Origin of the sequence: Streptomyces sp. enrichment culture (genome assembly GCF_964272855.1) — a bacterium.
Lineage (GTDB): Bacteria > Actinomycetota > Actinomycetes > Streptomycetales > Streptomycetaceae > Streptomyces.
Genome location: NZ_OZ186847.1, coordinates 5,306,023 through 5,331,271 on the forward strand (window position 1 = coordinate 5,306,023; position 25,249 = coordinate 5,331,271).

19 protein-coding genes, 3 tRNA genes and 2 pseudogenes are annotated in these 25,249 nt (G+C 72.4%); 9 read left to right on the plus strand and 15 right to left on the minus strand.

Features of this window, described 5'->3' with window-relative positions; genetic code table 11:
- Window positions 1-17: 17 nt before the first annotated feature.
- The 3 genes from ACSU6L_RS23350 to ACSU6L_RS23360 all read right to left on the minus strand — a co-directional run bounded on the left by ACSU6L_RS23350 (window position 18) and on the right by ACSU6L_RS23360 (window position 4,627).
- The gene (locus ACSU6L_RS23350) at window positions 18-1,955 is read right to left on the minus strand and encodes a galactose oxidase-like domain-containing protein (RefSeq protein ID WP_437059700.1); all 1,938 of its coding nucleotides are present in this window, start codon (window positions 1,953-1,955) and stop codon (window positions 18-20) included.
- Window positions 1,952-3,985, minus strand: a complete 2,034-nt coding sequence (locus ACSU6L_RS23355) for a glycosyltransferase family 2 protein (RefSeq protein ID WP_437059702.1) — start codon at window positions 3,983-3,985, stop codon at window positions 1,952-1,954. Before ACSU6L_RS23355 ends, ACSU6L_RS23350 begins: the two co-directional genes overlap by 4 nt.
- Before the next feature lie 568 nt (window positions 3,986-4,553).
- Window positions 4,554-4,627: transfer RNA gene (locus ACSU6L_RS23360), tRNA-Lys, on the minus strand.
- A 185-nt stretch (window positions 4,628-4,812) separates the two neighbouring features.
- Between ACSU6L_RS23360 and ACSU6L_RS23365 the strand changes: the two genes are divergently transcribed.
- From ACSU6L_RS23365 to ACSU6L_RS23375, 3 genes are all read left to right on the plus strand, one after another.
- The gene (locus tag ACSU6L_RS23365) at window positions 4,813-6,096 is read left to right on the plus strand and encodes a peptidoglycan-binding protein (protein WP_437059704.1); all 1,284 of its coding nucleotides are present in this window, start codon (window positions 4,813-4,815) and stop codon (window positions 6,094-6,096) included.
- Window positions 6,097-6,201: 105 nt separating this feature from the next.
- The gene (locus ACSU6L_RS23370; protein ID WP_437059706.1) at window positions 6,202-7,347 is read left to right on the plus strand and encodes an SPFH domain-containing protein; all 1,146 of its coding nucleotides are present in this window, start codon (window positions 6,202-6,204) and stop codon (window positions 7,345-7,347) included.
- Between the two features lie 108 nt (window positions 7,348-7,455).
- On the plus strand, window positions 7,456-8,061 hold the full coding sequence (locus tag ACSU6L_RS23375; RefSeq protein WP_437059708.1) for a lytic polysaccharide monooxygenase auxiliary activity family 9 protein: 606 nt from the start codon (window positions 7,456-7,458) through the stop codon (window positions 8,059-8,061).
- Window positions 8,062-8,122: 61 nt separating this feature from the next.
- On the opposite strand, the gene ACSU6L_RS23380 is transcribed toward ACSU6L_RS23375, so the two are convergent.
- The 6 genes and pseudogenes from ACSU6L_RS23380 to ACSU6L_RS23405 form a co-directional block, all read right to left on the minus strand.
- A tRNA-Lys gene (locus ACSU6L_RS23380) sits at window positions 8,123-8,196 on the minus strand.
- A gap of 122 nt (window positions 8,197-8,318) precedes the next feature.
- The gene (locus ACSU6L_RS23385) at window positions 8,319-9,077 is read right to left on the minus strand and encodes an IclR family transcriptional regulator (RefSeq protein ID WP_437059710.1); all 759 of its coding nucleotides are present in this window, start codon (window positions 9,075-9,077) and stop codon (window positions 8,319-8,321) included.
- Between the two features lie 167 nt (window positions 9,078-9,244).
- Window positions 9,245-9,832, minus strand: a pseudogene (locus tag ACSU6L_RS23390) (amino acid ABC transporter ATP-binding protein); the annotation flags it as partial.
- A complete protein-coding gene (locus tag ACSU6L_RS23395; RefSeq protein ID WP_437059712.1) occupies window positions 9,808-10,134 on the minus strand; it encodes an ABC transporter permease subunit in 327 nt (108 codons plus the stop codon). The gene ACSU6L_RS23395 and the pseudogene ACSU6L_RS23390, both read right to left, overlap by 25 nt.
- Before the next feature lie 107 nt (window positions 10,135-10,241).
- The gene (locus ACSU6L_RS23400; protein WP_437059714.1) at window positions 10,242-11,624 is read right to left on the minus strand and encodes an amidase; all 1,383 of its coding nucleotides are present in this window, start codon (window positions 11,622-11,624) and stop codon (window positions 10,242-10,244) included.
- A gap of 259 nt (window positions 11,625-11,883) precedes the next feature.
- Window positions 11,884-12,831: a D-2-hydroxyacid dehydrogenase gene (locus tag ACSU6L_RS23405; RefSeq protein ID WP_437059716.1), complete on the minus strand. Its 948-nt coding sequence runs from the start codon at window positions 12,829-12,831 to the stop codon at window positions 11,884-11,886.
- 251 nt (window positions 12,832-13,082) lie between these two features.
- On the opposite strand from ACSU6L_RS23405, the pseudogene ACSU6L_RS23410 reads away from it, so the two are divergent.
- The 5 genes and pseudogenes from ACSU6L_RS23410 to ACSU6L_RS23430 form a co-directional block, all read left to right on the plus strand.
- Window positions 13,083-13,229: pseudogene (locus ACSU6L_RS23410) on the plus strand (decarboxylase); the annotation flags it as partial.
- The gene (locus ACSU6L_RS23415; RefSeq protein WP_437059718.1) at window positions 13,226-13,957 is read left to right on the plus strand and encodes a maleate cis-trans isomerase family protein; all 732 of its coding nucleotides are present in this window, start codon (window positions 13,226-13,228) and stop codon (window positions 13,955-13,957) included. The pseudogene ACSU6L_RS23410 and the gene ACSU6L_RS23415, both read left to right, overlap by 4 nt.
- A 113-nt stretch (window positions 13,958-14,070) precedes the next feature.
- Window positions 14,071-14,433, plus strand: a complete 363-nt coding sequence (locus ACSU6L_RS23420) for a hypothetical protein (protein ID WP_437059720.1) — start codon at window positions 14,071-14,073, stop codon at window positions 14,431-14,433.
- A 179-nt stretch (window positions 14,434-14,612) separates the two neighbouring features.
- Window positions 14,613-15,215 (plus strand): bifunctional DNA primase/polymerase, encoded by a 603-nt coding sequence (locus ACSU6L_RS23425; protein ID WP_437059722.1) that lies wholly within the window; start codon window positions 14,613-14,615, stop codon window positions 15,213-15,215.
- Window positions 15,206-15,279 (plus strand) — tRNA-Lys (locus tag ACSU6L_RS23430). The genes ACSU6L_RS23425 and ACSU6L_RS23430 overlap by 10 nt, the downstream gene beginning before the upstream one ends.
- Window positions 15,280-15,377: 98 nt before the next feature.
- Here ACSU6L_RS23430 and ACSU6L_RS23435 read toward each other — a convergent pair.
- The gene (locus ACSU6L_RS23435) at window positions 15,378-16,649 is read right to left on the minus strand and encodes a M6 family metalloprotease domain-containing protein (protein WP_437059724.1); all 1,272 of its coding nucleotides are present in this window, start codon (window positions 16,647-16,649) and stop codon (window positions 15,378-15,380) included.
- Between the two features lie 340 nt (window positions 16,650-16,989).
- Between ACSU6L_RS23435 and ACSU6L_RS23440 the strand changes: the two genes are divergently transcribed.
- Complete coding sequence (locus ACSU6L_RS23440) at window positions 16,990-18,849, plus strand: putative bifunctional diguanylate cyclase/phosphodiesterase (RefSeq protein WP_437059726.1); 1,860 nt, start codon at window positions 16,990-16,992, stop codon at window positions 18,847-18,849.
- On the opposite strand, the gene ACSU6L_RS23445 is transcribed toward ACSU6L_RS23440, so the two are convergent.
- The 5 genes from ACSU6L_RS23445 to ACSU6L_RS23465 form a co-directional block, all read right to left on the minus strand.
- The gene (locus ACSU6L_RS23445; RefSeq protein ID WP_079186672.1) at window positions 18,828-20,027 is read right to left on the minus strand and encodes an LLM class flavin-dependent oxidoreductase; all 1,200 of its coding nucleotides are present in this window, start codon (window positions 20,025-20,027) and stop codon (window positions 18,828-18,830) included. The two genes, ACSU6L_RS23440 and ACSU6L_RS23445, sit on opposite strands and share 22 nt — an antisense overlap.
- Before the next feature lie 102 nt (window positions 20,028-20,129).
- Window positions 20,130-21,488 (minus strand): AAA domain-containing protein, encoded by a 1,359-nt coding sequence (locus tag ACSU6L_RS23450; RefSeq protein WP_365510814.1) that lies wholly within the window; start codon window positions 21,486-21,488, stop codon window positions 20,130-20,132.
- The gene (locus ACSU6L_RS23455; protein ID WP_437059729.1) at window positions 21,485-23,083 is read right to left on the minus strand and encodes a hypothetical protein; all 1,599 of its coding nucleotides are present in this window, start codon (window positions 23,081-23,083) and stop codon (window positions 21,485-21,487) included. Before ACSU6L_RS23455 ends, ACSU6L_RS23450 begins: the two co-directional genes overlap by 4 nt.
- Window positions 23,074-24,231 (minus strand): hypothetical protein, encoded by a 1,158-nt coding sequence (locus tag ACSU6L_RS23460; protein WP_437059731.1) that lies wholly within the window; start codon window positions 24,229-24,231, stop codon window positions 23,074-23,076. Before ACSU6L_RS23460 ends, ACSU6L_RS23455 begins: the two co-directional genes overlap by 10 nt.
- Window positions 24,182-25,135, minus strand: coding sequence for a phosphatase PAP2 family protein (locus tag ACSU6L_RS23465; RefSeq protein WP_437059733.1), 954 nt, complete (start codon window positions 25,133-25,135; stop codon window positions 24,182-24,184). Before ACSU6L_RS23465 ends, ACSU6L_RS23460 begins: the two co-directional genes overlap by 50 nt.
- Between the last annotated feature and the right edge of the window lie 114 nt (window positions 25,136-25,249).

Here is a 25,249-nt window from a genome sequence, read left to right on the forward strand (position 1 = left end):
GTCAGCCGCCGGCGACACTAGGGGACCCGGACCCACTGCGCCTCACTCGGCGTCCCCTGGTCGTCGTCGACGAACAGCATGTACCACCCCGCCTGCACCAGATTCCGGTTCTCCGGCACCGTCACGGTCACCTTGTTCCCGGACGTCTCGAAGTCCAGCGCGATGGACCGCTGATCCACGTCCGTCACATGCGTCGACGCACTCGGCCGCATCAACCGCACCTTCTTGATCGACGACGCGTGCCGCGAGGTGAACGTCCCCGACTCGCCGCGCTCGATCGTCCGCGGCCCCCCGGACAGCGAGGGCCGTGACCCCCGGAACAGGTACGGCGGCTTGTAGATCTCGATCCGCTGCTCGAACTCCCCCGGCTTGCTGTTCGCCTTGTCCGCGAACAGCGAGTCGGACCCGAAGAACATCACCGACCCGTCCGGCAGCAGGATCGACCCGGAGTGGTAGTTCCGCCCCACCAGCGGATCGGCGACCCGCTCGAACGAATTGCTCTCGGTCCGGTACAGCCGGGCCTCCAGGACGTTGGAGTCACCGCGCCCCCGGTAGTCCTCCGACCCCCCGGACACCAGCACGCTGTCGTCGGGCAGCACCGAGGCCTGCGGGTACCGCGTCCCCTTGTCCATCGACGGCCCGTCCGTGAACCGGGGCTGATCGGCCTTCAGGTCGACGATCCGGGTCTTCTCGCTCGACAGCTTGGACTCGCCGACGCCGCCCCCGCCGATCACCATGTACTTCTCGTCCTGCGCCGGCGGCAGCAGCACCGTCCCCGAGGTCTCCATCCGGTCGGCGTGGCTCAGCCCGGGGATCTTGGTGAACCTGTTGCTGTCCACGTCCCAGACGCCCGGCTCACGCCCGACGTCGTCGGGCCCGTAGCCGGCGTTCGAACCCGAGTAGAACACCTTGCCGTTCTGCATCAGGAACAGCGCCGGGTACGTCGGGAACTGCCGGACCTTCTCGGTGTACGTCCACTTCTTGGTCTTCGGGTCGTAGACCTCGTTCTTGCCCGGCACCAGCTGGCCGATGTCGTCGAGACCGGAGACACTGAGGATCTTCCCGTCGCTCAGCGTGGTGAGCGTCGGATACCAGCGGGCCTCCTTCATCGGGTCGACCTTGATGTACTTCTCGGCGACGACATCGAACTCGTAGGCATCCCGGATGCCCTGGAAGTCCTTCTTGTCCAGGGCGAGTTTCTGCGCGATGCCGTAGGTGTTGCGGGCGTCCACCCCGGTAAGGCCCCGCACGCGGTAATTGTCCTGCGTGCCCGTCTCGTACTTGGCGCCGCTCTTCTCCGCCTCGACGTAGATCCGGCCGAGGCCGGGATCGTTGCGCAGGAACCTGCCGGTCTTCGGGTCGAAGACCTTCTTCGCGCGCGGCACCAGCACCGGGTCCTTGGAGACGAACGTCTTGCCGTTCTCCTTGCCGGTGAATTCGGTCCCGGCGGGCAGCGTGATCGGCTTGTCCGGGCTCTCGTTGTGGACGATCATCAGGCCGCCGGCCTTGGTGACGTCACCCTTCAGTTTCTCGTACCGCTTGGTCCCGCCCGCGATCAGCAGATTTCCGTCGGCCAGCTGGGTGTGGCCGGTGCAGAACAGATCGCTCGGCGTCGGCACCTTTTTGACGGTGTTCTTGACCGGATCCCAGATCCGGGTGTCGAACTTCTTTTCGTCGAAGTTGTCCTGGTTGTTTCCGGAGCCCGCGACGAGCAGCACCTTTCCGGTGCGCAGCAGCGCCGCGTGAATCGTGTTCTGCCGGTATTCCTCGGGGAATTCGACGATCTTCCAGTGGCCGTTCTCCGCTTTGTACTCGGGTCTGTTGATCTGGTACTGGTGATACTTCTCGGTCCCGAAGCGGTACAGCCACGGCCCGTTCATCCCGGCCAGCGCGACTACCACCGCCGTGCCTATCGCGAGTCGACGGGCACGGCGGTGGCCGGCACGGTCGTTCATTCCTTACGTCCCCCAAGTCCACCAAGGGCGATCTGCCTGGTCTGGTCTCCGCCCCCGCCCGTCGCCGTCCCGCCCCCGTGCGCCGCGGCCCAGCTGGGCCGTTGCTGCGGGGCGTGCGGGGCCCGCGGGGTGTGTGAGGCATGCGAGGCGTAGTGGGAGGCCGGCGACGGTGCGGCGGCCGCCGGGGCCGCGTCCTGCGGCTGGGCCTGCTGCGGCTCGGCGAACGCGGCGGGCCGCTTCCTCTCCTGCCCCAGACCGTGCCGCCACGCGAAGATCGGGGTGGCGGTGATCAGCAGGGCGAACGTGGCCCAGATGATCATCGCGGGGTGGGAGTTGCCGAAGGCGAAACCGGCGGTGATCGACGCGCCGAAGATCAGGATGAAGTACCAGTGGTACCGGAAGGTGCCGAACCAGCGGTCCGGGCTCGCCGAGTCGCCCTTGGGCGTGACCACGAACTTGCTCTTGCGGCGCAGCACGGAGTCGATCAGCGCCTTCGCGTAGAGCGGCGCCGACAGCGCGGACATCACCATGCCGGCGACACCGCCGGAGCCCTCCGGCTCGTGAGGGGAGACGTTGTGGCGGCGGTTCCAGACGTACAGGCCGATCTGGAGCGCGGACGCGTTGCCGTACAGCATCAGCCAGACCGTCGGGTCGATGTTCACACCCGAGGCGCCCAGGCCCAGGAAGAGCGCGCAGCTCAGCGCGGCCAGGATCCAGTTGAGGGCGGACATCGGGTAGAAGACGATCATCATCGTGTAGTTGAAGAGCTTGCTCGGCGGCAGCGAGTACCAGCCCTTCCAGTACTGCTTGAGGATCGTCTCGTACGTCCCCCGTGACCAGCGCATCTGCTGGGTGAAGAAGTCCGTCCAGGCGCTGGGGCCCTCACCGACGGCGAGCACGTCCGGGGTGTAGACCGAGCGCCACTTCCTGCCCGTCGCCGGGTTCTTGTGGCGGTGGATCTCGAAGCCGGTCGCCATGTCCTCGGTGATCGAGTCGTACAGGCCGCCGATCTGCTTGAGCGCCCTGATCCGCACGGCGTTCGAGGTGCCGACGAACATCGGCGCGCCGTACCGGTTGCCCGCCCGCTGGATCAGCGCGTGGAAGAGGAACTGCTGCGACTCGGCGGCCTTGGTGACGAAGTTGTCGTAGTTGCCGTACACCTGCGGGCCGATGACGAAGCCGACGTCCGGGTCGCGGAAGAAGCCGAGCATCCGCTCCAGGTAGTTCGGCAGCGGCACGTGGTCGGTGTCGACGGAGGCGAAGAAGTCGTAGTCGTCGCCGTGCGCGTCGAGCCAGGCGTTGTAGTTGCCGTGCTTGGTCTTGGCGCGGTGCGGGCCCTTGGGCTGGTTCCACTTCTCGACACCCTTGCGGGAGAAGTGGTGCACGCCGAGCCGGGCGCAGACCTCCTTCACCTCGGGGTCGTCGCCCTCGTCCAGCAGCCAGACGTGGAGCAGGCCCCGGTGGCGCAGCTTCACGGCCGCCTCCAGGGTCTTCGTCACCATCTCCAGCGGCTCCTTGCCGGGCACGAAGGAGGTGAGGAAGGCGACCCGGGTGCCGGCCTCCGGGATCACCGGGACCGGGTCGCGGGCGACCAGCGTGGCGTGCGCGTTCGACACCACGTTCATGCAGCGGAAGAACTCGATCAGCCCGATCGACACCAGCATCACGACGTCGAGGGCCGGCAGGAAGTCGTACGCCGGGTAGTCCCGCTGCGTCCAGTGCTCCGGCTGGAGCAGCCAGAACAGCAGGACCAGGGACAGCACCGGCGCCGCCATCAGCATCAGGGCGACCCGTATGCGGTGCGGCTCCTGGGAGATCAGGGAGCGGTACTGCACCTTGTACGGCTTGTTCGGATCGGGCTGGGTGAGGGGACCCGCCAGCCGGCTGTAGTGCTCGTAGTCGTATCTCGGCAGCGTCCTCTTGATCCGGCGGAAGGTCCCCGTGGTGCTCATCGCGTGTCCGGACACCCTGAGCTGGGTGGTTTGTGACGGGTCGGAATTCTGCCGGGCGCCCGTCGGCGTCGACGTCATGAGTCATCCCCCCACACGCGGGTCATCGCGTGTATGTCGTTTCCTTCGCCTGGTCAGGTCCCCCACGACCGTCACAGACGTATCAGTGGTGCGCCGCAGTCACCACGTCGTCCATTTCCTACAGACATGGAACTGCGCGCTTCCGGTTGCAGCATGCCCCCCTCGGCATTGCTTCATGAACGAGGCCCCCATCTCCCCGCTACATCCGGCAACCGGTTCCGTGCCCCCCCAATTGGCGCGTATCCGCAGCCTCTTGAAAACCAGGGTTGTACGCCGTTCGGCATGATCGCAAGACGCGATACACGGTATTTACCGGTTATGCGCGCGCATTGGGACGAGAGTTGATTTCTGATGTTGCGCTTGAGATCACTCGTGCACGAATGTTGCCGAAGTGCTTTCTTATCTCTTCCCCCGCCCGCGGCGACTCCATGGTCCCGGCGAGGCGGGCATCGCGCGCGGCCTCCTGCTCCATACGGACGACGAGGGCACGCGTTCAGCGAAGGCCTTGAGGGCATCCGGGCGCACGACGAGAAGGCCCCCGCCTGAGGCGGGGGCCTTCTCATGTCTGTGCGCCGCCAGGGACTCGAACCCCGGACCCGCTGATTAAGAGTCAGCTGCTCTAACCAACTGAGCTAGCGGCGCCTGCTGACATCGTTAACTCTACATGACCTCCGGGGGTGCTCCCGACCACCCGGCCCCGTCGGGGCGGACGTCGCGTGGCGCCGTACATCATTCGGACCGTCAACATGCGCTCCCTCGGGTCGGTTGTGAAACTGATCAATGTGGACAAGCGTGGACATTTGCACCAGGAGTGTGAGGGGCATCGCATGGAGACTCCGGTTTTCACCGAACTGGATCCCCCCGGCGACTGCGACTGTCCCGGCTGCGTCATGGGACGCCGCGCCCGTCCGTCTGCCCCAGCCGCCGCCCACCGGGCCCTGGTGATCACCGCCGTGGCCTCCGTGGCCCTCGCCGCCGGCCATGCGGCACCGGCCCTCGCCATCTCCCACGTCCCCGAGCGGCCCGGCGTTCCCGTAGGTGACGAGCCCCAGACCCCTCAGGGCGGCCAGACCCCGCTGCACGGCCCCGAAGGTCTGCCGACCCCGGCGGACACCCCCGTCAAGGCGCCCCCGACGAGCCGGGCGGAGATCATCCGGCGGGCCCGGGCATGGGTCACGGAGAAGGTGCCGTACAGCATGACGGGGTACTGGTCGGACGGGTACCGGCAGGACTGCTCGGGCTTCGTCTCCATGGCCTGGGGGCTGCCGGGCAACGAATGGACCGGCAGTCTCCACGAGTACGGGGTGCGGATCGGCAAGGACGACCTGGAGCCCGGCGACATCCTGCTGTTCCACAACCCGGCCGACCCCGAGAACGGCTCACACGTCGTGATCTTCGGCGGCTGGACGGACCACACCCGCTCCTCCTACACCGCCTACGAGGCCACCCGCCCGTACGCCCGCAGGCAGGCCACCCCCTTCGCCTACTGGGCCCACTCCGACCAGTACGTCTCCTACCGCTACAAGGGGCTCAGGACGACCGCCCCGGGCGCCCGCCCGGCCGGTGCCACCACGGCGGCCGAGTTCCCCGGGACGGCCTACTTCGGCCCCGGCGCCAACAACAAGCACGTCGCCCGGCTCGGCCGGATGCTGGTCGAGCGCGGCGCCGGCCGCTTCTACAAGTCGGGCCCCGGCCCGCGCTGGACCGACGCCGACCGACGGGCCACGCGGGCGTTCCAGCTCGCGCAGGGCTGGTCGGGCCGCGGCGCGGACGGGGTGCCCGGGCCGCAGACCTGGGAGCTGCTGGTCACCGGCAAGGGCAAGGGCATCCCGCCGGAGGCGGCCGCCGGGCCCGCGTCCGGCGCGCCGCGGGTCCCGCCGTACCCGGGGCGGGCGATGTTCCGGCTGGGCGCGGACAGCGAGCACGTCGAGCTGCTCGGCCGGCAGCTGGTGAAGAAGGGGTTCGGCAGGTACTACCCGACCGCGCCGGGACCGCTCTGGGACGAGCTGGACCGGCGAGCCGTCGAGGCGTTCCAGCGCGCCCAGGGCTGGCGGGGCGGCGCCGCGGACGGCTACCCGGGGCCGGAGACCTGGCGGCGCCTCTTCTCCTGACGGCGCGCGACCCACCGACGACCGTACGACCCTTCCCGACCGTACGACCCGTACAACCCGTACGACCCTTCTGTGACGCATCTGGCGCGGAGGCTGGAGGCACGTATGAGTACCACCCCTTCCACCACCCCCTCACCGTCGCCGGAACCCGGCGGCACCGACGGCGGCTCGCCCCGCCCGGCCCACCAGGCCCGCCTCATCCAGAACGAGGTGACCACCGAGATCCCCGTCCACCTGTTGTTCCGGGACGAGCCCAACCCCTCGCCGGTGCCGCTGCGGCCCGCCGTGGTCGGCCGTCGGCAGGGCACCGGCGAGCAGCCCCGCTTCCGGCCGGCCTCCGCGCGGACCCGGCCGGTGCCGGAGGCCGACCCGGAGCTGTGCGAGCGGCCCGCCCGGGTGCTGCCCGGCGCGGTGGGGGTGTTCGCGGGCGCGGCGGGGGCGGCCGGTGCGGTGGCCGCCTCGTGGTGGGCGGGGACGCTGCCGCCGTTCGCGGGGGAGGCGCTGGGGCTGCCCGCCTCGACGGCGGCCGGACTCGGTCCGGCGCAGTGGGCGGCGTACGCCGGGGCCGCGGCGCTGGGGCTGTTCGGGCTGGGCGGGCTGGCCCGGGGGCGGACCGGGCGGGCATGGGTGCTGGGGCTGTTCGGGCGGTACCGGGGGACCGTACGGCGGACCGGTCTGATGTGGGTGAACCCGCTGCTGCGGCGCCGTCAGGTCGATGTTCGGCTGCGGCACTGGCGCAGCGAGCCGATGCCGGCGGCGGACGGGAGCGGGGTGGCGCTGCGGGTGGTGGTGCTGGTGGTGTGGCGGGTGCGGGACACCGCGCGGGCCCTGCTCGGGGTGGAGGACCACGAGACCTATCTGCGCGAGTGCGTGGAGGCGGCGCTGGCGCGGGTGCCGGTGGAGATGCCGGGCGGCGCGCACGGTCCGGCTCCGGTGGGGGTGGCCGCGGAGACGCTGACCCGGCTGGTCACGGCCGACGCGGCACCGGTGGGGCTGGAGGTGTTCTCGGTGCAGCCGGTGCGGATCGAGTACGCCCCCGAGGTCGCCGCCGCGATGCACCGCCGCCGGATCGCCGCGCTGGACGCCCAGCAGCGGGCGACCGTGCTGACCTCGGTGGTGGACTCGGTGGAGGACACGGTGACCCGGCTGACCATGCGGGGGCTGGTGGAGCTGGACGACTACGAGCGCAAGGCGCTGGTGAAGGACCTGACGGTGGCGTTCTGCGCCGGGCGGAACGAATCGGGCTCGTGATTGGTATGGACATGTTCAACTAGCGCCCATAACCTGAACTTGGTCTAGACCTACTCCGCACCACTGCACGGCTCACCGAACCTCCCCACGTTCACCAGGAGCGGCAGCATGCGCACGAAGACCAAGTTGTCCGCGGCCGCGGTGGGACTGGCGACGACCGGAGCACTCATGCTCTCCTCCGGCGGTGCCAGCGGCCACGGCTACACCGACCTCCCCATCAGCAGGCAGAAGCTGTGCCAGAACGGCACGGTGACCAACTGCGGCGCCATTCAGTGGGAGCCGCAGAGCGTCGAGGGACCCAAGGGCTTCCCCGCCTCCGGGCCCGCCGACGGACGGATCTGCTCCGGCAACAACACCCGGTTCGCCGAGCTGGACAGCCCGCGCACCCCGTCGGGCGGCGCCTGGCCGGCCACCAGGGTCAACGGCGGGCAGAGCTACACCTTCCGCTGGCAGTTCACGGCGATGCACGCCACGAGCGACTTCAAGTACTACGTCACCAAGCCGGGCTGGAACCAGAACCACAACCTGTCCCGGTCCGACCTCAACCTCACCCCGTTCCTCACGGTCCCGTACGGCGGCCAGCGCCCGCCGCAGACCCTCTCGCACAGCGGCACGCTGCCGTCCGGGCTCAGCGGACGGCACGTGATCGTGGCGGTGTGGACGGTCGCGGACACGACGAACGCGTTCTACGCGTGCTCGGACGTCACGTTCTAGTCCGGGTGTGACGCCCGGACACGAACAAGGGCCCCTCGCTCTCGCGAGGGGCCCTCTTCTGTGCGCCGCCAGGGACTCGAACCCCGGACCCGCTGATTAAGAGTCAGCTGCTCTAACCAACTGAGCTAGCGGCGCGTGACTCTCGCCTTCCGCTTCTCGCGGCTGGCGACGAAGAAAATACTACCTGGTCCTCGGGGGTGCTCCGACCACCCGGGGACCAGGCTGAGGGCCAGGCCGCGGACCGGACCGCGGACCGGTCAGATCGCCAGGGACAGGAGCACCGGCGCCGCGTTCCGGTTCAGGGTGTCCGCGGCCTGGCGCAGCCGGTGCGCGTGCTCGACCGGCAGGGAGAGCGCGAGGCAGCCCACCGAGGACCCGGCGGTGATCGGGACGGCGGCGCAGACCGTGCCGACCGCGTACTCCTGGAGGTCGAGGACCGGCACCGTCGGCGGCTGTGACTCCAGCCGGGAGAGGAGCAGCTTGTCGCTGGTGATCGTGCGCGAGGTGAGACGGGCCATCTTGTACCGGGCCAGATGGTCGCGCCGCCCGGCGTGGTCGAGCTGGCCGAGAAGGCTCTTGCCGATCGCGGTGGCGTGTGCCGAGTGGCGGAAGTCCACCCACTCGTTCACCGCCGGGGTGGCCGGTCCGGCGGCGTACTGGGTGATGCTGATCTCGCCGTCGACGTACCGGCTGACGTAGACCGCGGCGCCCACCGAGTCGCGCAGCCGGTCCAGGGTGCGCTGGAGCTGGTCGCGCAGGGCCTGGTCCCTGCCGTGCGCGGAACCGAGGCGGGCGAGGGCCGCCCCGGTGACGTACGCCCCGTCGGCGGTCTGCTCGACGTAGCCCTCGCGACGCAGCATCCGCAGGAGGGTGGTCAGCCGCTCCGTGCCGAGGCCGGTGTGTCGGGCGATCTCGGTGTCGGTGACACCGGCGGAGTGCCGTGCCACCGTCTCCAGGACGCGGAGGGCGTCCTGGGTCGAGTGGTACGGCGCGGTCGGCTCGTGCTTCAGCGCCACGGTTTCCCCCTGTGCGCTCAGTCAATGTGCCGTGGCCCGGGGATCGGGCCTCCTCCACGATAACCGGCAAGAGGCTGGTAGTGAGCGGCAGTTGACGAGATTGTGCCCTCCCGCCTGCGGCTTGAGTCACTGGCATATGTCAGCGGCATGAGCCGGTCCCTCCGTCCTCACAGCACCGCGCTCAGGAACTCCCGCGTGCGCTCCTGCTCCGGCGCCCCGAAGATCTGCTCCGGCGGCCCCGACTCGATCACCCGGCCCGAGTCGAACATCATCACGCGCTCCGAGATGTCCCGGGCGAAGCTCATCTCGTGGGTCACGCACAGCAGGGTGATGTCCGTGGAGCGCGCGATGTCCCGCAGCACGTCCAGGACGCCCGCCACCAGCTCCGGGTCCAGCGCCGACGTCACCTCGTCCAGCAGCAGGATCTCCGGCCGCATCGCCAGCGCCCGGGCGATCGCCACCCGCTGCTGCCGGCCGCCGGACAGCCGGGTCGGATGCGCGTCGACCTTGTCGCGCAGGCCCACCAGGTCCAGCAGCTCCCGGGCCCGCTCCTCGGCCTCGTCCCGGTCCATGCCGGGCACGCTGACCGGCGCCTCGGTGACGTTCCGCAGCACGTTCGTGTTGGGGAACAGGTTGAACTGCTGGAACACCATGCCGGTCTTCTTGCGGATCTCCCGCCGGTGCTTCTCGTCGGCGGGCCTCACCCTGCCGTTCGCCGTCGTCATATGGGTCAGCGGGACGCCGCCCACCAGGATCGTGCGTTGAACATGGCGATCGCGTAGTCGCCCAGCGCGGGCAGCACCTCGCGCACTGCCTGCGGCAGGATCACCGCCTGCCAGGTCCGGCGCGGCGACAGCGACAGCGCCCGGCAGGCCTCCGGTACGGCGTTCAGGGCGCCGCGCACCACTTCCGAGCCGTAGGCGCCGAAGTTCATGCCGAACGCCACGACCCCGCAGAACAGCGGGGAGCCGGTGACCAGCGGGAGGGCGTAGTAGAGCCAGAACAGCTGGACGTACAGCGAGGTTCCGCGGAAGAACTCCACGAAGACCCGTGACACCCCCGCACGAGCACGGGCCCGCCGTGCGCCATGAAGCCGAGGACAAGGCCAGGACGAGCGCGACGGCCGCGCCGAGCGCGGTCGCCGCGACGGGGAGGCGCTGCGGTTCAGCCGCGCGTGACCCCGGCCGCCTCCAGCGCGTGCGCCGCCCGCAGCACCACGTCGTCCCGGTGCCGGGCGGCCACGAGCTGCAGCCCGACCGGCAGCCCGTCACCGTCCACGCCGACGGGCAGCGACGCCGCCGGCTGCTGGGTCAGGTTGAAGGGGTACGTGAACGGCGTCCACCCCGTCCAGCGCCGCAGCCCCGACCCCTTCGGCACCTCCGCGCCCGCCTCGAACGCCGTGAGCGGGAGCGTCGGGGTGACCAGGAGGTCGTACGACTCGTGGAAGCGGCCCATACGGCGGCCGAGGTCCATCCGGACGTCCACCGCGGCCAGATAGTCCAGGGCGCTGTACCGGGCGCCGATCGCGCAGATCTCCCGCAGCCCCGCGTCGAGCAGCTCACGCCGGTGCGGCCCAAGCCGCTGGGCCAGGCGGGCCGCGCCGCTGAACCACAGGGTGTGGAAGGCGTCCACCGGATCGGTGAGATCCGGGTCCGCCTCCTCCACGTACGCCCCCAGCTCCGCCAGCCGTTCCACCGCCCGCCGCACCGCCGCCGCGACCTCCGGGCGCACCGCCACCTGCCCGCCCAGCGACGGCGAGTAGGCGACCCGCAGCCCGTGCACGCCGCCCGCCAGCCCCGCCGTGAACGAGCCCGGCGCGGGGCCGAGCGCCGACCAGTCGCGGGCGTCCGGCGCCGCGATCACATCCATCAGCAGCGCCGCGTCCGCCACGTCCCGGGTCAGCGGCCCCACGTGCGCCAGCGTGCCGAACGCGCTCGCCGGATACAGCGGCACCCTGCCGTACGTCGGCTTCAGCCCGAACACGCCGCAGAACGCCGCCGGGATCCGCACACTGCCGCCGCCGTCCGTGCCCAGCGACAGCGGGCCCGCGCCCAGCGCCACCGCCGCCGCGCTGCCGCCGCTGGAGCCGCCCGCGGTGCGCGCCGGGTCGTGCGGGTTGCGGGTGATCCCGGACAGCGGCGAGTCGGTCACGCCCTTCCAGCCGTACTCCGGCGTCGTCGTCTTGCCCAGGAACACCGCCCCGTGCTCCCGCAGCCGGGCCACCGAGGGCGCGTCCTCCGTCCACGGGCCCTTCGGATCGACGGCCCGCGAACCCCGCAGCGTGGGGTGGCCGCGCATCAGCAGCATGTCCTTCACCGTCACCGGCACCCCGTCCACCAGCCCGGCCGGCTCCCCGCGCCGCCAGCGCTCCGCCGACTCCCGCGCCCGCGCCAGCGCCTCGTCGGCGGTCAGCAGCACGAACGCGTTGACGGCCGGCTGGATCTCCGCCGCCCGCGCCAACGCCGCCCGGGTCGCCTCGACCGGGCTGAACGCCCCGGTGCGATAGCCCTCGACGAGCTGCACGGCGGTCAGTTCGGTGAGTTCCATACGGCCTCCTGCCCGAGAGTGCCCCGATACGGATACCGCTAGGGGGTGTCTCGCCGATCATGCCGGGCTCGCGGCGTCTGGCACCGCGCCTCGCCGCGTTGTCGTCACTCGCCGATTCCCCCAGGCTCTTCGCCGATTCCCCAAGCTCCCGGCTCCGCTCGAGCAGGGGGCACCCCCATCGCATCGGCTCCCTCCTCCGCCTTGCGATGCACGGCACCGGACGCCGCTCCCTGATCCGGCCTGATCGACGAGACACCCCCTAGTGCCCTGGCACGTAGCCCCGCTGCTTGTCGACCACGTTGAACAGCGGCCGGCCCGCCGCCCAGCGCTCGAACAGCTCCACGAACTGGGCGCCGAGCTCGTCCCGCCAGCCCACCGTGTCCCCGCTCATGTGCGGCGACACGATCAGCCCCGGCTGCCGCCACAACGGACTGTCGCCGTCGAGCGGTTCGGACGCGAACACGTCCAGCGCCGCCCCCGCGATCCACCGCTTGGCCAGCGCCGCCGCCAGCGCGTCCTCGTCCACCAGCGCGCCCCGGCCGACGTTCACGAACCGCGCGGACGGCTGGAACACACCGAAGCGACGGGCGTCGAACATGCCGCGCGTGTCGTCGGTGAGCGGCGCCGCCGCGACCACCCAGTCGGCACGCGCCAGCAGCCGGTCCAGGTCCTCCGGGCCGTGGAGACCGGTGCGCGGGACGCGGCCGACGATCGCCGTACGGATGTCCAGGGCCTTCAGCACCCGGGCGACCGCCCGGCCGACCGGGCCGGAGCCGACCACGACCGCGCGGGTGCCGGCCACCCGCTGCGACTCCCGGTGCCGCCACTCGCCCCGCTGCTGCAACTCCCAGGTGCGGGGCAGATCCTTCGCCATCGCCAGCACCAGCGCGGCCACGTACTCGGCGATCGGCTGCTCGAACACCCCGCGCGCGTTGGTCACCACCGTGTCCGACGCGGCCAGCTCCGGGCCCATCAGATGGTCCACGCCCGCGCTCGCCGTGTGCACCCAGCGCGGCCGCGGTCCCTCACCCGGCCACGCCCGCCGGACCGCGTGCGAGGTGAAGTCCCAGACCAGCAGGACGTCGGCCGACGGCAGCGCGGCCGCGAGCCCCGCCTCGTCCGTGTGCACGATCCGCGCCCGCCCGGTGAGCCGGCCGAGCCGGGGGAGCGGGTCGGCGTCCAGGACGAGCAGAGTGGGTGCGGTCATGGGCGGGCGTCTCTCCCGTCTCGCCGGCGCCTCCGAGCGGTTCGACTGCGCCGACGGCGTCTGACATGCGCGGATTGACCACGCTCGCACCCGAACCCACCGCCGTCAACACGGGCGCCCGCGCGGTGCGTTGTTCCCCGGTTTCCCCGGTTTCCGCGTTCCCGCCCCTCGCCCCGTGACTCCCGGGAGGCCGGTGCCGTCATGGAGCTCTCCGTTCTCGGCGGACCCGGCGCGCAGCCCACCCGGCACACCTCGTCTCGGCCAACCAAGTGACGATGTGGGCGGCGCTGCGCCGGTTGGGTACCCGGGCTGTGGGGCCGTATCAGGCTTTGCTGGACGAGACGGCGCGCGCGTGGCCCCCCGCACTGCCGGAAGATCAGCAGGAAGGCTGGACATGACCGCACTCGGATTCCTCTACCCGGGCCACTCGGCCGAGGACGACTATCCCCGTATCGAGCAGCTGCTGGGCAGTGACATCCGGGTGGACCTGGTCCACACGGACATCGGCGAGGACGCCCCCCGTGAGGACGCGCTGCGCGAGATGGGCTCCCCCGAGCGGCTGGAGGCGGGCGTGCGGGAGCTGCGGCTCGCGGGCGTCGAGGCCGTGGTGTGGGCGTGCACCAGCGGCAGCTTCGTGCACGGCTGGGACGGCGCCCACCAACAGGTCCGCGCCCTCGCCCGCGCCGCCGGGATGCCGGCCTCCTCCACGTCCTTCGGCTTCGTGCACGCCGCCGGGGAGATCGGGGCGCGCCGGGTCGCGATCGGCGCCACCTACCCCGAGGGCATCGCCGGGCTCTTCGCGGAGTTCCTGCGCGCGGGCGGCCTGGACGTGGTCGCCGTGCGCGGCTCCGGGATCATCACCGCCGCCGAGGTCGGCACCTGGGGCGAGGCCGAGCTGTTCGCGCTGGCCCGCGCCGCCGACCACGCGGACGCCGACGCGGTCCTGCTGCCGGACACCGCCCTGCACACCGCCTCGCACCTCACCGCCCTGGAGAAGGAGCTGGGCAAGCCGGTCCTCACCGGGAACCAGGTCACCGTCTGGGAGGCGCTGCGCCTGACCGACCGCCGGGTGAACGCCCCGACCCTCGGCGCCCTCTTCACCCGGGAGCCGATCGTCCAGGTCTGATCGGCGGGTGCCCGGGGGGTTACGGCCTCCTTGCGCGGGCGGGGGACAATGGAGGGTGGCCCGGCCGGATGTGTGTCGGGGGCGGGCCGCGGAACCCACGAGGAGGACAGGACATGGCGGAGCCCACGCCGCGTCGGAACGAACCGCGGCTACGCCCCGCGCCCCTGCTGTTCGAGCCCGCGGAAGCGGCCGGTGACCCTGAGCACTTCTTCGACCTGGAGTCCATCGACGACCCGCGCGCGCTGCTCGCCCGGGCGACCGAGCTGACGCAGGCCTTCCGGGCGGCGGCGGACCGGGCCGTGGAGTTCCAGGCGGTCGCGGCGGCCCAGCTCGCCGACCCCCGGCGGTTCGACCGGCTGACGACCGCGGACATCGCCGAGCAGGCCGAGTGGACCGAGGACTACGCCAAGAAGATGGTCGAGTTCGGGCGGGACCTGATGCGGGGGGCGGACGGGCGAGGGCCCGATCCGATCTGATCCGACCCCGTCCCGGCCGGGTCGTGACCGGATCCGACCCGAGAGGCCCCGGGGGCCCTTGGGAATCCTGAGGCGCTTGGCATATGCCAGCCGGGCAAGATACTCCGTCCCGGTCCTTCGTGTCCCGGTTTCCGGCAACTCAGTGAAACGGGACGTTCACACCCGGTAAAAGTGGGTGCATGAGCAGCAGTACAGTCACCCCTGCCGGAGCCGCCTGGCTCGCCTCGGCAGGAACGTATCCGCGAAGCACCCTCGCGCTCTGGGAGGAGCGGCCGGACGCCCCGGTCGTCCTGCCCTGCGGCACCGCCTTCGACGTGGTGAGCGCCCCCGCGGTGTTCGGGCGCCGGATGCTGGACCGGCTGTGGGAGGAGGGGCCCGGCTCGGGGCCGGTGGCGTTGCACCGCGGCCGCACCCTGCTGTTCGCGGCGCCCGGCACGGCCCAGCGGCTGCCCTCGCTGATGGAGTGGGAGGAGTGGGGCTGCCGGGGACGCACCGGCCCCCAGGGCGGGACGGGCTCAGGGCGGACCGACGAGATCCCGCCACTTCTCTGCCACGGCAACGGCGACGCCGTGACCGTCCCGCCGCCGGTCGGCCCCACCGCGGCGGCCCCCGCGTCCGGTTCCCGCTGGATCGTCGCGCCGGACACCCGTCACCCCTGGCTGCCGGGCCCCGAGGTGCTGCTCTGGGCGGCCGTCCGGGCCGCTCGGGCGGCGGTGCGGATATCGATTTCGCCTCCCGCCGACCAGGATGCTAATGTCTACGACGTCAGCAGGCGCCGCTAGCTCAGTTGGTTAGAGCAGCTGACTCTTAATCAGCGGGTCCGGGGTTCGAGTCCCTGGCGGCGCACTAGCGATTAGGTCGCTGACCTGGGCGTTCTCGGTTCCGAGAACGCCCTTTCGCTTGTCGGCGAGCAGATCGCCCCAGGCGGCCCGCCGCCGGCCGGATCAACCCATCCTCGCCGGCGAGATCTCGACGGTCCACGCCCCCGACAGCGTGCGCCCCTCCACCTCGACCCGGACGTCGTCCTCCGGCAGCGTGAAGCGCTCCCCGACGCCGACCGGGGCGTCGGCGAGGGCCGGGTAGACCGAGTTCTCCCAGCAGGCCTCGGTCCGCGGATGGGAGTCGATCACCTGGATCGGGCCGCCCCCGGACTCGGCGCCGCTGTGCACCCGGTACACCAGGACGCCCTGTCGGCAGGTGGCGTGATCGTTGCCGACCGCGCCCCGCGCCTCGAAGGCGAGCACGCTCTCGGGGCCGGTGCGCACCACGGCCAGCTTGGTCCCGAGCCCGGTGCCGAACAGCGGCGCCCCGGCCGCCCCCGTCATCGGCGTGCCGGGGCCGACCGACAGCGACTCCAGGGTGAACCGGATCGGCCCGTTGCCCGGCACGCACACCACCTGGTGCTCCTCCAGCCAGCCCAGCTTCCACTTGTGCCAGCCGAACAGGTCGGGAGCCAGCCCGAACTGGCTGCCCATCAGGTCCCAGTCCCCGACGTGGGTGTCCCAGTCGCCCTTGCCGTCCGCCGGGCGGTGGTAGAGATCCGGGAGGTCGAACACATGGCCGGTCTCGTGGGCGAGGACCAGCCGGTCCGGCGGATGGTTCTCGAACACGGTGACGATCCTGCGGATGTCGGTGTCGTCGGCGCGCAGCGGGGTGTCCAGATTGACCACCTTCGTGGCGTCCGAGTCCACGCCGGGCGCGTGCGGATCGGCGACGAAGTAGACGACGTCGTAACGCGAGAAGTCCACGTGCTTGTCGGCGGCGGCGAGCGCGTCGCGCAGATAGGCGGCCCGGTGCGAGGTGTTCCAGTCGCGCTTTATGGCGTACGAGGTCGACGGGCGCGGCATCCGGAGCCACTTCGACAGCGTGTGCGGGCGCAGCCGGAACCGGCCGTACGAGGCCTGCTCGAAGTACTGGCTCGTGGCCGGGAAGTGGTCGGCCGTCAGGTCCTCCGGGGTGGTCAGTGGCTCGGAGTCCGGGAAGGACAGGAAGATCATCACCGCGTCCAGCGAGCGGGTCGGCCGGGGGTAGTCGGCGTTCCAGGTGTCCAGGCCCTCCGAGTGGTGCGCCTCGGTGCGCTGGAGGGCGCAGGGGGCCGCCGCGAAGGACTCGGCGACCGAGGGTCCGGTGATGAGCGAGGTCGCGGCGAGTGCCGCCAGAGTGGTGAACACGGCCGCCGTACTGCGCAACAGGGGGCGCGGGAGCGGACGCGGCACAGGAACCTCCGGATGCGCTGGGGTGGCCCCACGCCCATGGGGCGGTGGGGGAGGGACACCAAATCCAGCCTGTGGGAGATTGTCGTACTACGCCCTGTTTGTCTGACCCGGACGAGTGAGGCGGGGGTGCGATGCGGACGGCGACACCCCCGAGGTGCTCACGGAACGTCACTAGTGGTCGTGGGGTTGGGAACCCTTCCAGCTGCGGGCAGAAACGATCCGTCTGCAAAGTGGGTATGTCTTGAGTGGCGAGCAGTGGCTGGAAGGGCCGGAGGACACCCTCTATGATCGGCACACTTTCCTGCGCGGACGACGATCGAGTGCACTGCGGGAGCTTGCGGTGAGCGGAACCTCCGAAGGGCCGACGCCCGCGGCAGACCTCATCCGGACGGCCGTCACCGAGAGTGACTTCGAGGCGGCAGGTGGTACCGACGCCGGCGGTGCGCCCGGCCTCGGCGCGGCGGGCGGCGACCCCTACCGCCCCGCCTTCGCCGCCGCCCCGCTCGCCATGGCCGTCATCGGCCGCGAAGGGCAGGTCGTCACCGCCAACGACGCACTCGCCGCCCTCTTCGGCGGCACCCCCGAGGCACTCGTCGGACGGGTCGCCGCCGACCTCCTCGACCTCGCCTCCGACGCCCGCACCTGGCACGCCTACCGCGAGGTGCTGCGCGGCCGGCAGGCCAAGCTGCGCTGCACCCGCAGGCTCAAACACCCCGACGGACAGGCGATCTGGGCGCAGATCAGCGTCGCCCCGCTCGCCGACCGCGCCCCCGGAGTGCTGCTGTCCATCACCGACATCAGCGCCCGGCGCGAACTCCAGGCCCAGCTGCGGCACTTGCAGATGCATGACCCGGTGACCCGGCTGCCCAACCGCACCCTGTTCTTCGAACGCCTCTCGGCCGCCCTCGACACCGAGTCCTACGCCCGCGGCGGCACCGGCCGGATCGGGCTGTGCTACCTGGACCTGGACGGCTTCAAGGCCGTCAACGACACCCTCGGCCACCGCGTCGGCGACCGGCTGCTGGCCGCCGTCGCCGAGCGCCTCACCCGCTGCGCCGACGAGGCGGGCTACGCGCGGGTCGGCACCCCGCTGGTCGCCCGGCTGGGTGGCGACGAGTTCGCCCTGCTCGTCGAGGACTCCACCGGTACCGAACAGCTGGCCGACCTCGCCGAATCCGTCCTGACCGCGCTCCAGGAGCCGTTCGACCTCTCAGGGCAGCGGCTCAGCCTCTCCGCCTCCATCGGCGTCATCGAACGCCAGGCCGCCGGGACCACCGCCACCGGACTGATGCAGGCCGCCGACACCACGCTGTACTGGGCGAAAGCCGACGGCAAGGCCCGCTGGACGCTGTTCGACCCCGAGCGCAACGCCCACCGCATGACCCGCCAGGCACTCGCCTCCACCCTCCGCCCGGCCATCGACCGCGGCGAGTTCACCCTGGAGTACCAGCCGCTGGTCGGCATGGCGGACGGACGGCTCAGCGGTGTCGAGGCGCTGGTGCGCTGGAACCACCCGCAGTTCGGAACCCTGACGCCGAATCGGTTCATCGGATTGGCGGAGGAGGAGGGCGCGATCGTCCCGCTCGGCCGCTGGGTCCTCGCCACCGCCTGCCGCCAGGCCCGCCGCTGGCAGCTCGAACACCCCGACGAGCCGCCCATCTTCGTCAGCGTCAACGTGGCGGTACGCCAGGTGTGGGACTCGGACCTGGTCGCGGACGTCGCCGAGACTCTGGCGGAGACCGGCCTCGCCCCGCACCTGCTGCAACTGGAACTGACCGAGTCCGCCGTGATGGGCTCCTCCGGCCGCCCCCTGCGCACCCTGCAGGCGCTCAGCGACATGGGCGTCCGCATCGCCATCGACGACTTCGGCACCGGCTACTCCAACCTCGCCTACCTCAGCCGGCTGCCGGTGTCCGTGCTGAAGCTGGACGGGTCCTTCGTGCGCGGCTTCCAGTACGAGGACGCCGCCGCGCACGCCAGCCCCGCCGACGAGGTCATCGTCGAGGCGATGATCCAGCTCGCGCACCGGCTCGGGCTGACCGTCACCGCCGAGTGCGTGGAGACCTCCGCGCAGGCCGGGCGGCTGCGCCGGATCGGCTGCGACACCGGCCAGGGGTGGCTGTACTCCCGGCCGGTGGCGGCGGATCGTATCTCCGAGCTGCTGGCCTGCCCGGAGGGTCAGGCCGCGGGCAAGCCGTAGGCGTCGGCGATGAGTTCGTAGCTGCGCAGCCGTACGTCGTCGGTGGGCGTGTTGGCGTTGATCATCAGCTCGTCGGCGCCGGTGCGCTTCTGCAGGTCGTCGAGACCGGTGCGGACCTCGTCCGGGGTGCCGTGGATGATGTTCGAGCTCCACGACGCCGCGAAGTCCCGCTCCATCGGGCTCAGTTCGTACGCCTCCGCCTCCTCCGCGCTGGGCACCAGCCCGGGACGGCCGGTGCGCAGCCGGATCATGCTCAGCACCGACGCCTTCACCTCACGCCGGGCCACCCGCTCGTCCTCGGCGGCCAGCGCCGCGACACCGATCAGCGCGTACGGCTCCGCCAGCACCTCCGACGGCTTGAACGACTCCCGGTACAGATCGAGGGCCGGGATCGTGTTCTGCGCCGAGAAGTGGTGGGCGAACGCGAACGGCAGGCCCAGCAGACCGGCCAGCCGGGCGCTGTAGCCGGAGGAGCCCAGCAGCCAGATCGGCGGGCGGTTCGGGGACTGGACGCCGCCCGGGGAGGTGCCCTGCACGGGGCCGGGAACCGCGTGGATCCTGCGGTACGGGTGGCCGTCGGGGAAGTCGTCGTCCAGGAACCGGGTCAGCTCGGCGAGCTGCCGCGGGAAGTCGTCGGCGGCCTCCTCCGGGCGGTCCGTGCGGCGCAGGGCGGCAGCGGTCGCCCCGTCGGTGCCGGGGGCGCGGCCGAGACCCAGGTCGACCCGGCCCGGGGCCATCGCCTCCAGCGTGCCGAACTGCTCCGCGACGACCAGCGGGGCGTGGTTGGGCAGCATCACGCCGCCCGAGCCGAGCCGTATGCGGTCGGTGTGGGCGGCGAGGTGGGCCAGGATCACCGCGGGCGAGGAGGACGCCACGCCCGGCATGGAGTGGTGCTCGGCCACCCAGTACCGGTGGAAGCCCCGGGACTCCGTCAGACGGGCCATGGCGACGCTGTTGCGCATCGCGTCGCTCGAGGTCCGGCCGGCGCTCACGACGGCCAGGTCGAGGACCGACAGGGGGACGGGGGCGGAGCCGTGGACGGTGCCTCGGATGCCGTGGCCTTCGCCGCTGGGGTTACCGGCGTCCCTGTTGTCGTCTGCCGCCACGGTGGGGCCTCCTGCTCTCGTCGCGCATGCGGTGGGGTCATGAGCGTCAACGGGAGGCGGAGGGGGGTTCATTCCCCGGGGGGCGGACATAGGGGGGTGGGGGCGGGGACGTCGGGGGGTGGGTTTGGAGGGGCGCCGGGGGAGCTCGGTGGGGAGCTGGGGCGCCCCCGTCTCTCAGGGCCGCCAGCTCACCCGATGCTCCGACAGGTGGGCCAGCACCGCATGGTTCGCCTCCCAGCCGTCCGGGAACTTCACCAGCGTTCCCAGCTGGACCGGTTCCGTCGACGGATAGTCGTCCAGCAGTTCGTCGACGCCCGCGCGGCAGACCACCACGCACGCGTGCCGGTGCCGGGAGGCGAGCACGCACAGGCGGCCCGTCTCCAGGTGGAACGCGGTGGCGTCGGGGCGGCCGGAGAGCGGGTGCAGGACGACCGTCACGTCGTACTCCCGGCCCTGGAGGCGGTTCGCCGTGTCCACGGTGACGTCGCTCACGCCCAGCTCGGCGAGGGCCGCGCGGACGGCCGCCGCCTGGTCGCGGTGGGCCGTGCCCACCGCGATCCGGTCGGCGGTCAGCGGGGTGGGACCGGAAGACCGCTCGGAGGTGGCCGCGCCGCCCCGGTCCAGCAGCCGGCGCACCACCGTCGCCACCGCCCGCACCGCCTCCGGGTCGGTGCGCGGGGTGTGCCGCGCGGGCAGCTCCAGCAGGCCCCAGCCCGACTCGGCGGCCTCGTCGATCACCCGGTCCGGGCCCGAGCCGTCCGACGGCACCGCGAAGGCCAGCCTCCGGTCGCCGTGGCCCGTGCCGCTGCGGAACGGGGTGTACGGGTAGAAGGCGTCCGAGACCAGCGGCGCGGCCGAGGCGGGCAGCCGCCAGGACACCGGCAGCCGGTGCTGCGGGAGGCCCGGGTTGTGCGCCAGCAGCGTGCTGACCGCGGAGGCCGACGGGTCGTACGACAGCCCCGCCCACTGCTCGCTGCCGACGATCGCGAACGGGTCGAGCTGCCCCGGGTCACCCACGAACAGCGCCCGCTCGAACAGTCCGGCGACGGCGAGCAGCGAGTCCGAGCGCATCTGGTACGCCTCGTCGACGATCGCGTGCCGCCACGGCTCGTCGACCTTGACGTGGGCCCACTTGGCGGCCGTCGACAGCACGACGGGCAGCCCGGCCAGGTCGGCCGCCTTCGCCGACGTACGGACGTTCGTCAGGTCGTCGAGCGCCTTGTCGTACGGGTCGGCGTCGCTGCTGTGCAGGCGGCCCACCGGCATCTCGGGGTCCTTCTCGGCGAGCCGCAGCACCAGGTCGTCGACCTGGGCGTTGGTCTGCGCGACCACCATCAGCGGGCGCCCCGCCGCGGCGAGTTCGAGGGCCGCGCGGACCACGAGCGTGGACTTCCCGGCGCCGGGCGGGGAGTCGACGACCACACCGCGGTCCGGGCCGTGCAGGGTGTCGCGGAGGATCGCCTCGGTGGCCCGGGCGGCGGCGGTGCCCGGGTCGAACGGGGTACCGGGGGCGGCGACGGCCTCGGCGGTCACAGGATGTCCTCCTCGGTCACGGGGTCGGCGACTTCGGGTACGGCGGCCTCCTCGCCGGGCGGCCCGCCGTGCGTCCACGGGGTGTCCTCGGGGTCGGGCAGCTTGGCGCCGCCGCGCTGCTCGTGCTCGAACAGGGTGAAACAGAGCCGGTCGCCCTTCTCGGGCACCGAACCCGGCTCCGGCTCCTTGCCCCGGCCCATCTTGTCCAGGACGCGCAGCACGATCAGCGCGCCCTCCTCCTCGCTCGCCACGAACTCGGCGGACTGCGGCTTGCCGCCCAGCGAGCGGTACACCTTGGCGCGCACGCCGAGGTGCGGCCGGTCGTCCGTGCGGACCGTGACCAGCGGGCGCGGGCTGGGGCGCCTGCCCTCGCTGTACGCCATCGTCACCTCGACGACCTCGCCCGCGAACGCCTCCCCGGACAGCCGCCGGCCCGCCATCACCAGCGGGTCGTCGAGGGCTTCCTGCGCCTCCAGCCGGGCCTGCTCCCGTTCGCGGGTGGCCAGCTTGTTCGCCGCGGTCACCGCGTCGTCGTGGCGCGGCTGCGGCGGCTCGCCGGACCGCACCCGGTCACGGTGGCCGGTGAACGACCAGCGGTCGCGCGTCCAGCGCTCCTCGACCCGCCCGCCCTCGGGCAGCGCCCGCAGCAGGTCCAGGCCCCGCCACACCGCGTCCCACGTGGGGCGCGCCACGCTCTCCACCAGGGCGCGGATCTCCCGCTCGGCGGCGGTGAGGGCGCCGAGCCGGTCGTCCGCCTCCAGGCCGTCCTCGGCGGCGGCCAGCGCGCCGCGCGCACGGTCGTAGCGCTCGATCGCCGGGGCGAGCAGCTTGTTGTCGAACGCCGGGTCGGTGGCCGGGCCGGCGGGCGGGCACAGCAGCTGGCCCCGCTCGTCCCGGGCCAGCTCGGCCCGCAGCGCCGCCTCGGCGCCGGAGCCGCCCTCGGGCGGGTCGATCCAGGCGAGCAGTGCGCCCAGGTGCTGGTCCTCCAGGCCGGACTGGCCGGTCGCCCAGTGCCGGGACAGCACGTCGGTCATCGCCAGCAGCAGGGAGGAGCCCGGCACCCGGGAGCGCTCCGCGTAGTGCGTCAGCCAGCGGCCGAGCAGCGGCACCCGCGGCGGGGCCGGATGCGGAGTCTCCGGGTCCTGCTCGGCCGTGCGGCGGAACCGCATGGAGCGGCCCAGCAGGCGGACGAACTCGATGCTCGCGCGGCTCGGCACGATCAGCTGCGGGGCGTCCGCGCACAGGTCGACCTCGACCTTGGTCCGCTTGCCGGTCTCCGGGTCGGTCTCGGTGCGCTCGGCGGCCTCCACGGCGTCCGTGTACGCGTCGACGTACGGCAGCACGACGTCCGCCAGCTCGGCCAGGAACGCGAACCGCAGGTCGCGGTCGCGTGGCTGCGGGACGACCAGCAGACGCGGCGCGTCCCGGTCGGTGCCGACCAGCGCGCCGAGCGGCGCTCCGGCCTCACCGGCGGTGATCAGCGGCACGAACACCAGCGGCCGCTCGGACACGCGCCGGTGCCGGACGGTGGCGACGGGCTGCGCCCGGCCGCTGTCGACGGCCTCCAGCCGCGCGAGCGTGGCGATCAAGGACACGGGACTGCCTCCTGTCCGGCGCTGTCCCGGCCGGAGGCCGCCTCGGACAGGGCCTCCGCGCGGAGCCGGGCCGCCCGGCGCAGGGCGGCCACCGCCGGGTCGTCCGGGTCGCCGCTCTCGCCGCGGGCCGCCGACAGGACGGCCTCGACCGTGGTCAGCCCGCCCAGCTCGGCGCGGGCCGCGCGGCCGAGGGAGGTCACCGCGCCGGCCGCGCGGGACCGGCCGCGGCAGTGGAACGCCAGCTCGCAGGCGGACAGGCACTCGGGCGCGTACGTCGCCGGGACCGACTCGACGGCGGCGGTCAGCTCGGCGGCCGGCAGCTCGGGGGAGAAGCAGGTGCCCTCCGGGAGCGTGTCGACGATCTCCTCGATCCGGGTGAGCCGGGCCAGCTGGCGGCTGGTCACCGCGCGCTGCTTGCGCACGTCCACGGCGGACGCGGCGGGCAGGTTGGAGAAGTCCTTCGGGCACACCAGCAGGATCCGGTGCCGCACCCGCGGGGCCGGGTCCAGCCGGGCCGCGACCGCCTCCAGCGCCAGCACGTACACCGCCGCCTGGCGGGCCGCCGCGCCCACCTTCGCCGGATCCGCGGAGCCGTCCAGCAGCGGGAAGGACTTGATCTCGACGACCGTCCAGCTCCCGTCCGGATGCACCACGACCGCGTCCGGCTCCAGGAACGCAGGGGAACCTGCGACGTCGAGCGCGAGCATCGGATGGTCGAGCAGCGTCCAGCCGCCGGCCTCGACGGCCTCCCGCAGCGCCAGCGCCGTACGCGCCGCCCGCCCCGCCGGGCCGATCGCGGACAGGTCGGGCACCCCGGCCCGCTCCGGCGGCTCGGCGTCCGGGTCCAGGTTCCGGTGCGCCAGCCGCAGCAGCTCCGCGCCGCCGTCCGCCTTGACCCGCGCCTCGAACGCGTTGCCGCGCGTCAGCGCGAACTGGGACTGGCCGAAGCCGGACGGCGAGCCCAGCGCGGTCGCCAGTCTCGTCTTGTCCACCCCGGCGCCGTCGAGGATCGCGCGCCGCGCGCAGCCCGGGTTCGCGGCGAGCGCCGCGAGGGCACGCGCGTCGAGCGTCTTGGCCGGTACGTCGGGACCGCGCAGCTCAGCGAGCCGCTGCCGGAGCTCCGCCCCCCGCGTCCGAGGGTGCGGCACTGGGCTCGGCTCCCGGTCCGAACCGTGACTCGCGCTGCCGTGGAATTCGCTCACCCGCCGAAGTCTGGCATCCGGCACTGACAATCGTGGCCGGTGCGGTCCCGCTGGCCACCGTGGCGGGTGTGGTCCGCGCCGTCAGACGGGCCTTGGCCCGGTCCGCGCCGCGCGTCACGAGCGGCGCGAGCAGCAGCCCGGCGCCCATCACCGCCGCGCCCGCAGCCGCGTCGAGGAAGTAGTGGTTCGCGGTGCCCATCACCACGATCGTGGTCACCAGCGGGTACACCACCGCCGCGATCCGCGCCAGGCGCGTCCCGCCGTAACGCCACAGGATCACCCCGCACCACAGCGCCCAGCCGACGTGCAGGCTCGGCATCGCCGCGTACTGGTTCGTCATCCCGCCCATGCCACGCGGCGCACTGGCCTCGCCGCCCCACCAGCCGTACGAGCTGTACTGGGCCATGGTGTCCACGAAGCCGTACCCCGCCGACAGCAGGCGGGGCGGGCAGGTCGGCAGCAGGGTGAAGCCGATCAGGCCGATGAACGTCGAGGTCATCAGCCAGGTGCGGGCCGCGCGGTAGTGCACGGTGCGGGAGCGGAAGAGCCAGATCAGGAGCGCCGGGGTGACCAGGTAGTGCAGCGAGGCGTACCAGAAGTCCGCCGGGATCCCTATCCACGCCTCCCGGGTGAACAGGCGGTTCAGCGGGTGCTCGGCGTTGAGGTGGAGCGCCTTCTCGATCCGCAGGATGGCCAGCCCGTGGTCGACAGCGGTGGAGACGTCGCCGCGGGCGAGGAGCCGTCCGGCCGAGTAGCAGGCGTACACCAGGACGAGCAGCGGCAGCTCGGTCCACCAGCGCGGCCGTGTCCCCTGGGCTGCCTCGATGCCTGCTGACTCGGACTGCGGCATCCGATCGCCCTCCCCCTTCGACTCACATTTCACGGCCACGCCTCTCAGGGGGTGTCCCGGCCCTCAAGACGCAGAGATCGCCCCCCAGGTTGCCCCATCACAGGGTGCGCGATG